This window comes from Photobacterium frigidiphilum, from assembly GCF_003025615.1.
GTDB classification, from domain to species: Bacteria; Pseudomonadota; Gammaproteobacteria; order Enterobacterales; family Vibrionaceae; genus Photobacterium; species Photobacterium frigidiphilum.
The window spans coordinates 314,681-327,875 of sequence record NZ_PYMJ01000001.1; the positions used below are offsets into that span (position 1 = coordinate 314,681).

The 13,195-nt window shown below is 40.9% G+C and carries 11 protein-coding genes and 1 pseudogene; 3 read left to right on the forward strand and 9 right to left on the reverse strand.

Annotated features, from left to right (window positions below; genetic code table 11):
• Positions 1 to 64: 64 nt before the first annotated feature.
• Positions 65 to 2,107, reverse strand: coding sequence for a DUF885 domain-containing protein (locus C9J12_RS01335; protein ID WP_107241063.1), 2,043 nt, complete (start codon positions 2,105 to 2,107; stop codon positions 65 to 67).
• A gap of 423 nt (positions 2,108 to 2,530) precedes the next feature.
• A complete protein-coding gene (locus C9J12_RS01340) occupies positions 2,531 to 3,763 on the reverse strand; it encodes a serine/threonine protein kinase (protein ID WP_107241064.1) in 1,233 nt (410 codons plus the stop codon).
• Between the two features lie 499 nt (positions 3,764 to 4,262).
• On the opposite strand from C9J12_RS01340, the gene C9J12_RS01345 reads away from it, so the two are divergent.
• Complete coding sequence (locus tag C9J12_RS01345) at positions 4,263 to 5,174, forward strand: AraC family transcriptional regulator (RefSeq protein WP_107241065.1); 912 nt, start codon at positions 4,263 to 4,265, stop codon at positions 5,172 to 5,174.
• 105 nt (positions 5,175 to 5,279) lie between these two features.
• Here the strand turns inward: C9J12_RS01345 and C9J12_RS01350 are convergent, their stop codons facing one another.
• From C9J12_RS01350 to C9J12_RS01370, 6 genes and pseudogenes are all read right to left on the reverse strand, one after another.
• Entirely contained in the window at positions 5,280 to 6,740 is a 1,461-nt protein-coding gene (locus tag C9J12_RS01350) for a sodium:solute symporter family protein (protein ID WP_107241066.1), read from the reverse strand.
• A 12-nt stretch (positions 6,741 to 6,752) separates the two neighbouring features.
• Positions 6,753 to 7,688: a DMT family transporter gene (locus C9J12_RS01355; RefSeq protein ID WP_011217735.1), complete on the reverse strand. Its 936-nt coding sequence runs from the start codon at positions 7,686 to 7,688 to the stop codon at positions 6,753 to 6,755.
• Entirely contained in the window at positions 7,685 to 7,837 is a 153-nt protein-coding gene (locus C9J12_RS30580) for a hypothetical protein (RefSeq protein WP_170111694.1), read from the reverse strand. The genes C9J12_RS01355 and C9J12_RS30580 overlap by 4 nt, the downstream gene beginning before the upstream one ends.
• 353 nt (positions 7,838 to 8,190) lie before the next feature.
• Positions 8,191 to 9,072: a glutathione S-transferase C-terminal domain-containing protein gene (locus C9J12_RS01360; protein WP_107241067.1), complete on the reverse strand. Its 882-nt coding sequence runs from the start codon at positions 9,070 to 9,072 to the stop codon at positions 8,191 to 8,193.
• Positions 9,073 to 9,157: 85 nt separating this feature from the next.
• Positions 9,158 to 9,262 (reverse strand): annotated as a pseudogene (locus C9J12_RS31500) (DNA starvation/stationary phase protection protein); the annotation flags it as partial.
• 8 nt (positions 9,263 to 9,270) lie between these two features.
• On the reverse strand, positions 9,271 to 9,819 hold the full coding sequence (locus tag C9J12_RS01370; RefSeq protein WP_107241068.1) for an NADPH-dependent FMN reductase: 549 nt from the start codon (positions 9,817 to 9,819) through the stop codon (positions 9,271 to 9,273).
• A gap of 130 nt (positions 9,820 to 9,949) precedes the next feature.
• Here C9J12_RS01370 and C9J12_RS01375 point away from each other — a divergent pair, with 130 nt between their 5' ends.
• Positions 9,950 to 10,840: a LysR family transcriptional regulator gene (locus tag C9J12_RS01375; protein ID WP_107241069.1), complete on the forward strand. Its 891-nt coding sequence runs from the start codon at positions 9,950 to 9,952 to the stop codon at positions 10,838 to 10,840.
• A 186-nt stretch (positions 10,841 to 11,026) separates the two neighbouring features.
• On the opposite strand, the gene C9J12_RS01380 is transcribed toward C9J12_RS01375, so the two are convergent.
• Positions 11,027 to 11,911: a DMT family transporter gene (locus C9J12_RS01380; protein WP_107241070.1), complete on the reverse strand. Its 885-nt coding sequence runs from the start codon at positions 11,909 to 11,911 to the stop codon at positions 11,027 to 11,029.
• Positions 11,912 to 12,192: 281 nt separating this feature from the next.
• Here C9J12_RS01380 and C9J12_RS01385 point away from each other — a divergent pair, with 281 nt between their 5' ends.
• Entirely contained in the window at positions 12,193 to 12,990 is a 798-nt protein-coding gene (locus tag C9J12_RS01385; protein WP_107241071.1) for a hypothetical protein, read from the forward strand.
• Positions 12,991 to 13,195: the final 205 nt, after the last annotated feature.

Below are 13,195 nucleotides of genomic sequence, written 5' to 3' on the forward strand. Positions count from 1 at the left end.
TAAAGCCGCTAGTTCCTCTCAGAACATAGCGGCTTCATCGTATTTAAGTTAAACGCGTATTGGCTTAACCTTTAGATTTGATCCAATTATCAATACTTGTTTCGACCACTTCCATGGGTTGATCTCCGTATTTAAGCAGCTGGTCATGAAACTCTGCCCAGTCGAAGTCATTACCTAATTCAGACTTTGCTTTCTCCAGCATTTCTTTGATCACTAAATAGCCAGATTTGTACGAAACAGCCTGACCAACATACGCAGCATAACGGAAACTTTCCGATTCGATATCACCCTCACCCAACGCAGAGTTACTACTCATATACTCACGAGCCTCTTTAATACTCCACCCCTTGGCATGAATACCGGTATCGACAGCCAAGCGCATATTTCGGAGTTGAGCTTCATTCAAACTACCAAAATACTGTAAGGCATTACACTCTTCGGCATCTTGATAAATCCCACCTTGGAAATCATCATAGTTCAGATCCACTTTACACATACCGGTCGCATTAACAAAAGTAGGCTTGCCCTCTTCATTCAACTCACCATATATACCCATTTCCATACCAAGCCATTCGGTATATAACGCCCACCCTTCTGCATAGGCGGTATACCAAACATTCTCAATATATTCCGGCTTATTGGCTGGTGGATATTCAATAGAATAGGCATTTTGGAAGTGGTGGCCCGGTGCTGCTTCATGCAGCAACAAAGTAGAGACATTCCACTTTTGCAGGCTGTAGTAAGGATTGGTATTTAGGTTAAATTCATTACCACCGTAAGAGGCTACTCCGTCATACAACTCACGACTATCAGGCACAGGTACAATACTGTAATCAGTTTCAATTGGCTTAAAGTACTTAGCTACTACATCGTTAGCATCATTTTTAAACTTGTAGTAGTCGACCAATGCTGCCTCACAGGCAGACGGTACTGATGCAGAGGTACAGGCTTGCGCATACGGCGTACCCGTAATAGTTCGTCCATCTCGGCCATAGAAGAAAGTTTCACTGTTCAGATAGTCAAAAAATTCAGCAAGGTCAATCTTGCCATTATCGTCTGCTAGCGTGAACGTTTTATCATAAGTAATAGAGTCGTCAGCTTCTCGCCAATTTGCTTTCACCGTTTTGCCGCGCTTTGCTACAATCAGCTTAGCGACTCGTTCCATCTCGGCTTTAGCGTCTGCCACAAGATCTTCACCCAACTGGCTGAGCTCCATCGCTGGTTTACCCGTGGTACTGTTGCGATCCAGTTGCCACTGATACCATGCCTGCCCATTAGGTAAATCGCCCCAGCCTATGTTGGTATCAGTCAACGCCCCTTCCGAACCACTACCACGAGCCGCATCCATGAAATCGACTTTCAGATACGTCACCAGAGCTTTTGTTGCGTCAATCGCATCATCCACTGCTCGTTGATATTCAGCAATAAAGGCTGGTTCATAATCACCGCTGTGGCTAGTAATATCATTCAGACCGATTTGAAGTAAGGCATAACTATCTTTAGTTACTGTATCTTCTGTACTCTCAATCAAGCGTTGAATCAGCACTTTAGGCAACTGTGAGTGCTCAATCTCACCCATCGCATACTGGGAATGTAAATTGTTAACCCATGCTGTAAATTCACGAACAACCTGAACATGGCTTTTATACGTTTCGACATCTTTTTGCTTAGCACCCGCCGATTCTGCATTCGACTCAATATAGTTATAAAAATGGGTAATCGGAACCGTAAAATTACCAAAACGGGTATTAGGCAACGACGCTCCACGAATGCCGATATTTCGGTCAAAACGGAACGTGTCGTAATAAATTTTATCTTCATCGGATAATGCACTGCGATCGAGCGCTTCAAGTTTATCTAGGTATAGCCTATCTACTGACTGTCGCGAAGAAGCCATCTGATCGGTTATCTGACCAAACGTCGTATTATCGAGTATATCCATCGCCTCTTGGTAACCAGAAAAAACGCCCCTCATATCTACCGCAACATCTGGTGTTAGTTTTGGCTGCTCAATAATGTTGGTTTCGTCGTTACAACCTGCGAGCGTAGTTAACGCTAATATCGCCAACGACAAAGAAGACAAGCGCATAGTTCCACTATGTTTCATTTTATATTCCTTATTATTTTTATAACCGTATCTCATTGATGAGTAATGCAATTCATCGGCAAGGCTAAAGGAATACATATGTCGATATTGTGAACGTATTCACGCTATTAAACGTCGCACTTTTATTCAATTAAGTGCTTATTCTTGTTTACGTGTTTTTATTCAACGCGCTAATAAGAAGGGCAGATAAAGCGAGCTCTTAATTGCATGAATACAAAGGGCTGGTGCATATATAAAAATGAAGTCGAGTGAAGTAAAGTCCAAAGCTTGATTGAAGATCAAACTTATTGAATCAAGTGTGAACTCAACGCAGATATTATTTCAATAAATAGAATAAAGCTGAGAAATCACAAATGACAAATGACAAATGACAGGTAAAAAAATGGCTTCCGAAGAAGCCACTATATTATCTAGTTATGACGACTAGTATTCCCAGTGCTCAAGACTGTGAGCACCAGAGAATTGGTTCGGGAAATAATCTTCACATGTACCTTCACGCCATACATCGGCTGTTGCACAGTGTAGACCACCACCAAATGCGTAAGCATCACGTAAATCAACCGGAATGACATCAAAGCCAAGCTTATCGAATTGCTCCATTTGTCCGGTTTCAGACGCTTCAACACAGACTGTTTTATGATCTAAGATCAACGTATTCATCGACAACCAAGTGCTTGAGTAACAAAGCGCTGGTGGGTTATCCCACGCTGGGCTGACCGCTTCCACAATTTCCCAATCATTTTTCTCGAAGATCTCACGCTGACCTTTGAATAATGGACGATTAGGGTTCAGCAACATTAAGCCAGGACGTAGCGGGCAGAAGGTCGCATCAATATGAATTGGATGATTATCTTCAAAGCTTAGCGTGTGAACACGGTAACCTTGAGACTCATACTTACGCTTTATCCAACGAATACCCGCTAAGTTAGTGGTAAGACCGTGCTGCACAAAAATATCTTTACCTAAACGCATTACATCAGCGGCATCAAACAGAATATCTGTTTCTTTGGTGCTGTACTCTTTACGCAGTGAACGCTCCATGGTTTCTGCATCAGACAAGTATTCGTAAGCCGCAACATAATCCATACGGAAGCTATCATCAGACAAACGTGGACGCGGTGCTTGCTCAATCATACAATTTGGATCAGATTCAAAATACTCACGCATCAAATCTACGTAAGCCAAATATTCAAAGTAACGACTACGGAAGCTCATTGGAGCCATCAGCATGCTCTTACCCATAGTAAGTAGGCAGTCACGTGGTGGCATTACACCAAAACCAGAACTGATGCTGAAATCAGGTGTGGTAATGCGCTCATGCCAGTCTACTGCCCCTGGGCGGTCAACAATGATGTTACGATCTTCTAAAATTTTCGCAAAACCATTCAAGCATTCATTAGCACGTTCGATAGATTCTTGAGTACGACGACCTGCTTTACCCCCCCTCATTGGAGAACCAGCTGGTATTTTTTCATTACTTGCCGGGCAAGCTTCCGGAATATGTTGATTATCCGCTATACCAACAATAACGTGACGAAGTGGATCGAAGTCATTATAAGATTCAACATGCAGACCTTGTCTTACATAAGGTACACCAGAATCTTTTCTTTCTGGTGGTAAAGAGGCATTAGGATATAGATCGTTAGAAATACTCATTACAAATCTCCAATAGAATGAATATAAATCAAGAAGTCGTGCTTCCATATATTTTTAATGTTGTTACTTTATATTTAAGCAACAATATACCAGCCATAATCCATGATAAATATTATTAGTAATAATTTCTTTATTCTGATTAGCAGTTATATTCGCTGCTCTTCAATAACACTAATATCGCGCTAAATGCCGACTGATAATAGTCATTTACTGCTAACAACTGACTGTTCTCTGCTCTGATGTTGTTTTTATTATATAACCAATAAAATATTCATTTCGATAGCTGATAAACAATACAATTCATCACGAAATATTCACATGCCGCATAATTATTCACAAATCTACCCTTTTAAATAGAAGATTGTTATTACTCATATTCCATAGTGGCATCGCATTGATACTATTTATAACTGTGTAACATCACATTTATAAAGTGATTAGTTGGCATTGTTTTTTTTCAAGGGTAAATATAATGCGATACGACGAGGGAGGTATGTTTATGTGTCAACGTGTTATTGCCAACACCCCTAAATTTCAGATGTTCGACTTACAAAAAATAGAAGAAACCGAACACATGATATTTGGAGCGGACTATATATTGATACGCCCTAAGACGGCGGGATGCACGCTGCATTTAGCCAATACCCACTTCCAGTTAAGAGTAGGACAACTGATATTACTAGCCCCATTCAACCCATTTAGGCTATCACTAGACCAGCATCAAAAGGAGCCAACCGACTGTGATACATTGCATTTTAGATTAAATGCAATGGGACAAACATTCGTTGATAGTGTTCAATTCTTTACCATCAAAACCATGCTAGAGCAGTCACGCAATGGTACTCTATTCGAAGGTCAGGGTATTTCAGATATCCACCATATCTTAGATAAGATGAAAAATTCTTTTGAGTTTTCTCAAGTACTTAATTTGCTTGGTTTACTCGAAAAATTATCAGCAATGACACCAGCCCGCTATCTTGCTAATAACCGTTTCGAAGTGAATAATATTAAACGCACAGAAAGCCGCGTCCATATTGCACAAGAATATATTGCGAATAATTTAGCTGAGCAGTTATCTGTTGCATTGGTAGCAGAACAGCTTCATATGGCTGATAGTACATTCTCGCGATTTTTCCATGCTAACCTTGGGGTTACTTTCCGGCAATATGTTATAGAACAACGTGTTAGACAAGCGGCGAGGTATTTAGTCATGACAGATTGGACTATTGCTCATATCGGCTCTGAAGTAGGTTTTTCATCTTTATCAAACTTTAATTCTAAGTTTAAAAGTCTATTACGCGTTACGCCACGAGAATACCGTGCGAGCCATATTGATATGCGTAAAGATATTGAAAGTAGTCGTGCTGTAGAAGGCCAAATACAAAAACAGCTATCAGATACAATGCTATAACTGCCACCGATGACTTTTCAATAAATAGCTTTTTATAACTAGGTTTCACTAAATAGCGTTGAGTATTTTAAAAGAGAGTAGCAATAACTTGCTACTCTCTTTTTATTAGTGAGAAGGGAACGAAACCGTTGATGGCTGATGATTAAAATATTTTGCAACTAACCAATAAGTACCACAAGCAAATAATGAGGAATAAATTGGCGCTTCAACCCAGCCTAGGTTGAATTGTAAAAATAAAAGACACCCTGAACTAAATCCGATGATCATCGAAAATAACGCTGCATATATATTGGCAGGCACAAAATGAGCAAGCAATGTAGGGGCAACCAATGCAGCCATTAGTGTGCCTGAGCCCAGTATTGCCAACATAGACAGCATAAAAGGAGGAGCAAGCAACATAAGCACAAACCCCGTTCCACCTAATAGCCACACTGCACTTCGATTCAATATTAATAACGATTTTTCTGATAACCGACAGTTAGGCCAAATAGCCTGACGCAAGTCGTGTGATACAGAACCCGCAATGGCATGCAAAACAGAATTAGCTGTCGACTTCATAGCAAATAAAATAAACAGGGTGACAACTGCTGACGTCGAAGGGGATAAAAAATTGGCGAGAAAGGTAGGCATCGCTTCATCAGGTGTTGCTAGACCGGGTACTTTTAAGCGTGTATATAATCCTGCTAAGGGCACGAGGCTAAGCAAACAGGCAATGGGGGTCATATAAGCTGCCACATGGTGTAGCTTGGTGGTTTTTGCCAGCGCCATAAACCGAACAGACATATAAGGTAATGTTGCACTGTAAATAAACGCGTAAGGCAATACCATGAGTACATGCCAAACCGAGGAACCATAGGGGCCGGAATCAGTTGGCGCGAGTAATTCAGGGTCAATCGCGTTTAAACCTGAAATCAGCTCACTGGGTGACATATCGGAAAAAATAGTCACAACAATAATAAGTGCTGATACGCACATTCCTACCACCATAAAGGCATCGGTAAATGCGACAGCCGCCAGCCCACCAATAGAGGTATACAAAATAATGATACCCACCATTAATAACGCAGCTGTTTCTTGCTCGATACCTAACCATTGCCCAGCCAATAACCCAAGTGCCTTTATTTGCCCTACCAAGAAAACCAGCAATAAAATAATCGTGATAATGGCAGCAAAGGCTTGGGTGAAGCGCTTAACAATTTCGGGACCTTCGTGACTACGGGCAATATATTCAGGAATGGTGAAACTGCCCATTTGTTCTGCTTTCTGATGTAAAAAACGCGCACAAAATAAAACGGCAAATACCATCGCGGGTGCAAAAAAGAAGTTACCAACGAGTTCAATTGCACCGTATTTATAGGCAACACCTGGGGATCCCATGAATCCCCAGCCTGAAAACCCTGTCGCAACAATCGTCGCTGCACCAATGAAAGGGCCAAGGCAATTGGCGGCTAATAAAAATCCACCTTCGCCATCACCAGTTTTCATGATTTTATTACTGTACAGCGCGAGTCCCACCATGATGCTCACCGTCACCAATAGGAGCACCCAGTTTAATGAGGTGATCATCGTAGCCTCCGATTAATGCTCTAGTTGACTATTTTTGAGAGCAACACGCTTCTTGGTCATACTGATAACAATCTCGCCCATGCCGCCGCCTATCACTAAGATGCCACCAATACTTTGAAGTAACGTAAGTGATTCACCAAACATCGCAATACCAATGCCAGCTCCCACTACAGTTTCAAGGTATGACACACACGCTAACTCAGCTGCTTTCAGGTGTTTAGCTGCAATAGTCAGTAGAGTCAGGGCACCAAACCCAATGAAGAACCCCATCGAAATTAACCAAATCCAAGAACTGGTATTCATATCGGCAAGTGAAGGAGGTTTAACGACAAAACATACCCCAATAGCCACAGCACCAAACAAGAAGTTGAAGAAAGAGCGTGAGTCTGAGCTTACATCAGTACGATAGCGACTGAAGAACAAATACAAACCGTAACCTACCCCTGAAGCTAGCCCAAGCATATCGCCGATGAAGTTCTCTTTTGAGAAAGACAGGGATACAGTTAACCCAGAAGTCGCACTGTAATTAATAATCCCGATGATAAATAAACACCCAATGAATACTGCTGTTAATAATGAAGCAGTCAACTTAGATATTTTTTCTTTCAGAAAAATAGCCGCCAAAATGGTAGAAAACACCGGACCGGTGTAGATAAGAAATACCGCATTGGCTAAAGTTGTGTATTGAGTAGAAGAAACATAAGCCGCTAGACATAACCCCAAACAGGCACCGCTTGCAATAACCGTTGGTGTTATTTTGGTGGCTTTTATCAGCGATGTTTTACCTTGATAAAACATCAGACCTAAAATACAAATCGCGCCAACAGTCATGCGGGTAAATGCGATAACATCACCGCTAGTATTAATATTTCTGGCAAACAATCCAACACACCCCATCAGGGCTGCCGAAACTATCATCGTGGAATAGCCCAACGTTTTGGTGTTCATGATTTACTCCTTTGATTATTGTCATCAGGATGATCGCAGAGCATTCCACCGCCAGTGGTTTGGTAATAACCGTACACCAGCATTACCACCACACATAGAGCAACATTAGCGAGTATAAATACATCGACAGACCAATATCCTGTAAGCATCTTCATTCCCTTTTCAAGGCTAAAATAACAACATACGAAAATAAGCAATGAAGTATGTTGTGATTGATATTTATATTGATTGAGTACTGACTCAATAACTAGTCAAAACCTGCCGTCTACTTGCTAATTACTGCTCAATAGTTGAAAACACGATCAAAAAAGGCAGCCCGAAGGCTGCCGTTTGGAGGCGATGGAAAATACGATTGATACCATCATAAATGAGCAATTTATTAAAAAATCATGTCGAACGGTACGAATTGCAATATTCGCTTCTCGTAGAGATCACATTGCTAGATAAGGGGAAAAGATTGTTTTTTTACCACTTAATCTCTCCAAATCACAGTGTCAGGTATTTACCAACGAATATTTGGGCCACTAGGTACAATACCAAACGGGTTAATGTGCTTATGCGAAAAATAGTAGTGAAGCTTCATGTATTCAATATCAATAGTGCTACGAATACGCTTATCACTAACAAGACCCAGCATATAGCGATATAAGTGTTCGAATTCTTTAATTGGTTTTTTGTTTGCTTTGAAGTGGACTTCGTAGACAGCTTCAAACCTCACTAACGTAGGTAAAAGAAATAGATCAGACAGCGTTGCTCTACTTCCATGTAGATACTTAGACTGTGCTAATCGTCTATCTAGAACGTCTAATGCATTAAACAAGTCGTCGCTCGCTTTATCGTAGTCTGATTGATTGGTAGCAAAGCCAACCTGGTACACTTTGCGATTCACATTGGTATGTAACCAAGGGTTTAGCTGTTCAATATCATCTTTTAAAGCACGAGGTACGAGTTCCACTTTATTTTTCGCCAATGGTAGCCATTTGGTCGCCAATTCCATTGCAAGCTCTAAAGAGTCATTTCCTACGATACAGGCATTTTGTTTATCCCAAAGCAGAGGCACCGTCACACGCCCGGTGTAATCAGGTTTAGCATGTACGTGCAGCTCTGCTAACGTTTGAGCACCGTGAATAGGGTCTTGATTTTCATCGTCAAACAGCCAGCCATCGTCATACCGCTTAGCGGCAACAGAGGACACTGAAATTGCCTCTTCCAACCCTAAGTAATTGATCACCAAGTATGGACGATGAGCAAATGGACAAGCGTATGACATGTACAAATGATAACGATTTGGTTCGACTTCCATCACCGTATCAAAAGTATCTTCAAACGCTAGTTCGTGGGGTTCTTTGTTTGGGTACCACACCCCTTTGTCTAAAACTGCCATGCGTAGCTCCTTAAATGTAATTGGGGGGAGACTGCATTTCAGATGCGAAGTACAACCCTACTCACTGTGGAAGGTATCGATAGACTTAAAGCATAGAGCGTAACATCCACGCTGTTTTTTCATGCTCACGCATTCGGTCTGACACCAATGAGGCGGTTGACTCATCGTTACCATCTTGCGCCAATATCAACTTGCATATCATTTTTCTCCCAGTGAGTTTTCAAAGTCAGCCATTAGCGTCGTTAACCGGCCTTGAGTCGGAATATCAAACGAACCATTCATTAATTTGTCGTGATAATGACCAAGACTGTAGGTGCCTTTAACATCAGCACCCCACCAAGGCATAAGCTCAGCCATTATTTTTAAATTCGTTGCACCACCATTTTCACCAGGAGATGCGCTCACCAATAGAATTGGCGTTTTATTGGAACCAAAGAATGATTGTCCCGGCTCGGCAATACGCGAAAGCCAATCAATCACGTTTTTTAAGAAAACAGGCATAGAACCATTGTGTTCAGGCGAAGCAATAATTAACGCATCGTATTCGCTCATTATTTTCTTAAGCTTAATCAGCGTCTCAGGGATCCCGTTAGATTCAACATCAATACCGTACATTGGTAATTCAAAGTCCATTAAATTAATCGTGGTAACTTGTGTTGAAATTGCTTTTGCGGCTAACGTATTAATCAATACGCTGTGAATTGATTGACTGTGGTTACTGCCAGAGAACGCGAGTATCTTTTTCATACCTTTACCTACTCAATTATTGGGTGATGACATTGCATAACACACATGCTAATTGACAAGATTCAGTAGATAAACACTATACTAGTGACAAAATAGTTCACTATAAGTAAACAATAGCAGGCCGTTATCGATGGATAAAATTAGAGCGTTGACCGTTTTTAGAAGAGTAATAGAACTTGGAAGTTTTAAAGATGCAGCAGAAGATCTTAATCTATCTAAAGCCGCAATAAGTAAAAATATCAATGAACTAGAAGATTATTTACAAAGCGCTTTAATAAACAGAACCACTCGAAAACTACATATAACAGAGAATGGTCAGCTATATTACAATCAAGTTTGTAATATACTAGACAGCCTGCAGCATGCTGACTTATCGATAATTGAGTCTTCGCACACCTTAAAGGGCTCGTTAAAGATCAGCGCGCCAATGTCGCTAAGTCTCGTTGAGATCAATCCTATTATCTGCGAATTTATGACAGAACACCCTGAACTGTCTATTGAACTGGTGATGAACGACCAATTTGTAGACCTCATCGAACAAGGGATTGATATTGCAATTAGAGGTGGCGGTGAGCTATCGAGCTCTAGCCTTCGTTCTCGTAAGCTCACGGATTTAAGGCGTATACTTTGTGCTTCACCAGAATATCTTGCTCGTTCGGGATCGATTAATCACCCGGCCGACTTAGCTAAGCACAACTGTTTAATCTATAGCTTTTCGTCATCAGCTAGACGATGGGTACTTAGAAATAATGAGCGTATTGAAGAGATAGAGATCCCACAAGGTTCCTATGTAGTCAACAATGGCTTAGCCTTGAAACAAACGGCAAGCTTAGGTCACGGGATTATGTTAACACCTGAATTATTTATAAAAGACGAATTGGAAAGCCAAACACTAATCGAGATATTACCCGAGTGGAAAGCCGATAATCATTCGTTATATTTGGTATACCCTTATCATAAAGAGCAATCCCAGAAAGTTCGCACCTTCATTAATTTTATCGTTAAACACTTTGAACACTAGCTCCCTATAAGGCATATTTTAAGGAGCCTAATGTGTGAAGCATGTCCATATGGAACTAGTGCATTCAAAATCAATGTATTTAGAAATCGTTCGTTCAACGATAACGCCCTTAAAACAAAAACACGCCAATAAACAAACGTTCATTGGCGTGCTTCAAGAATAAACCTTCGTAATCCAACCCTTAGATTACGACTGCCTATTAAATATTTGAAGAAGACATGTGCTCGCGATCGATAATAAGATCCCAGGATAAACGGCGAGTGGTATCTGTTGCCCACTGAACAACAACATGAACAACGCGACGAATACAGGGCTTAAATAGATATACGCCATGACTTTAGTTGGTCCTAACACTATCGTTGTCTTATGAATAATGTATGTCGACGCAAGAGTTGCGAAAAGTGCTAGATACATCATGTGAGCACCCAAATTGAAGCTAAGAGCCTCCCATCCTAAAGGTTGCTGAAATACAATCATCGCTAATGTCATCCACACCATTCCGCCAATCAAAATACAAAACACCGTGACCAATGATTCTTCACCGCGGTTCAAGACTTTCATTGACAGAGAAAAGCAGACCATCGAAACACAGCCGAGTAAAAAAATCACATCGCCATAGTTAAAATCCAACGCAAGTAAAACAGAGTAATCCCCTTTTGCAATCACCCAGCATGTGCCAACAGCGGCTAATATGTAGATGAGTAAAAGCTTAGGTGAGAGCTTCTGTTTAAATATGGCAGCCCCAGCGATTGCGGTAAGAAACGGAACCAATGTATAAAGCGTGCCAGTATTCAGCGCTGTTGTTGTCGTTAGCGCTTCAAACATACATATAAAAAATAGAGAAAAGAAGAAACTCATCACTAAGCTTCTAGGAAACACTTTTCGCGCTATTTTTATTCGTTCAAAGCGTATAAAAATAAATGGAGACATCATTAGTGCAGCGAGCGAGAACCTCAGTAACGTGAGTGAAAATGGATTTATCACTCCAGAGAGTTCAGCAGAAGATATGAATGATCCCGCAACAAGCGCAGTCACTAACAAGGATAAAAGGTGATATTTAAGTTCTTTCATGATGATTCCATCTTCCTCAGTGTATTCACTGCGTTTCATTAGGTATAAGCCGCTAGATTACGCCCTCTAGAAAGTAGATAAACCGCCGTTGAGTAATTTAATAGTTCACCAAATCAATACAATCCTTAAAGACTTGAATGTAAAAGGTACAAAAAACATAGGATTATTTACCAATGGTAATCAATAAGTTCACTTAACTACGGTTTATCGACGAAACATCCAGATCTACACTCACTATCGAAAACACGGCGTAAAGCCAAACCTTAAGTGAGGAATGAAGTATGAAGAAGTGGATGAAATTAACCCTAATTGGAATAATAGCTGCACTGCCAGCGACTCAAGGCTTTGCAAAAAGTGTCACAAATTCAGGCCAACTGATCCTTTCTTTTAGCGACGGAAGAGAAAATGCAGTAGGCGTTGAAAATGTAAATGAAGTACTCTCTTCAGTTGGTGTCAGAGTCAGCACTGTCGCGATTCCAGACGCCGCAAAGCCAATTATTGAAGTATCTAAAGAGCGAGCAATTAACAAGCAAGAAACTGATAAGTTGATCTCAATCTTTTCCTTACATCGCGGGGAACTGCTAGATCAGATTGAACAGGCAGGTCGAAAACCTGAAGTGCATCGCGGTGGTTATCTTTCAACATCTGAAGTCGGCGTTGCTCCTTACCCGAAAGTTTACGATATGAAGGCGATGACACCAGAAGTAATGCAGTATCTGCAAGAAAAGTTTGGCAAGTTACATGTTAATAGTGCAGACAATGGCCAAGGTATTGACGAAGTAATGACCATTGTCTCTGGTGGAGATTGGACTTGGTTTTTTACTTTGCCTAATGATGTAGTAGGTAAGTTAACGCTAGGCTTTGTACCAACGGACGGTAAAGCTTGGCGCATTAGCTACCCAGGGCTAGGTCCACATGGCGGTTTCCTAGATGCACCTTACGGTTTAGTTGTTGCTTATGCACATGGTCCTGAGCATTTTGTTATGCGATATGAAGAGCCAAGCGTTCAAGGAGCAAAAACTCTCGGAGGAAACCCTTGGATCGATTTATCTAACGATATTCCAAAATTAATCGACTGAGATAAAAACTAAGTCGCTTACCCAGTAACTACGCCCGAAATATCTTCGGGCATTTTCCATTTTCACTAACAACTAATGAGCATATTAGACCATGTCTAGGTTTATTTGGATTAGAAATAAGGAAGCCACCGCAGTGACCTTTTGGGTAGATTTCCCGTGATGCATAGTGCGAATATTATATTTAATTTTTGCAGCGATACAAAAT

Coding starts and splice junctions, on each gene's coding strand:
- C9J12_RS01340 (WP_107241064.1), bottom strand. CDS start 3,763: ATGAGTATTTCTAACGATCTATATCCTAATGCCTCTTTACCACCAGAA.
- C9J12_RS01345 (WP_107241065.1), top strand. CDS start 4,263: ATGTGTCAACGTGTTATTGCCAACACCCCTAAATTTCAGATGTTCGAC.
- C9J12_RS01370 (WP_107241068.1), bottom strand. CDS start 9,819: ATGAAAAAGATACTCGCGTTCTCTGGCAGTAACCACAGTCAATCAATT.
- C9J12_RS01360 (WP_107241067.1), bottom strand. CDS start 9,072: ATGGCAGTTTTAGACAAAGGGGTGTGGTACCCAAACAAAGAACCCCAC.
- C9J12_RS30580 (WP_170111694.1), bottom strand. CDS start 7,837: ATGCTTACAGGATATTGGTCTGTCGATGTATTTATACTCGCTAATGTT.
- C9J12_RS01355 (WP_011217735.1), bottom strand. CDS start 7,688: ATGAACACCAAAACGTTGGGCTATTCCACGATGATAGTTTCGGCAGCC.
- C9J12_RS01380 (WP_107241070.1), bottom strand. CDS start 11,911: ATGAAAGAACTTAAATATCACCTTTTATCCTTGTTAGTGACTGCGCTT.
- C9J12_RS01385 (WP_107241071.1), top strand. CDS start 12,193: ATGAAGAAGTGGATGAAATTAACCCTAATTGGAATAATAGCTGCACTG.
- C9J12_RS01375 (WP_107241069.1), top strand. CDS start 9,950: ATGGATAAAATTAGAGCGTTGACCGTTTTTAGAAGAGTAATAGAACTT.
- C9J12_RS01335 (WP_107241063.1), bottom strand. CDS start 2,107: ATGAAACATAGTGGAACTATGCGCTTGTCTTCTTTGTCGTTGGCGATA.
- C9J12_RS01350 (WP_107241066.1), bottom strand. CDS start 6,740: ATGATCACCTCATTAAACTGGGTGCTCCTATTGGTGACGGTGAGCATC.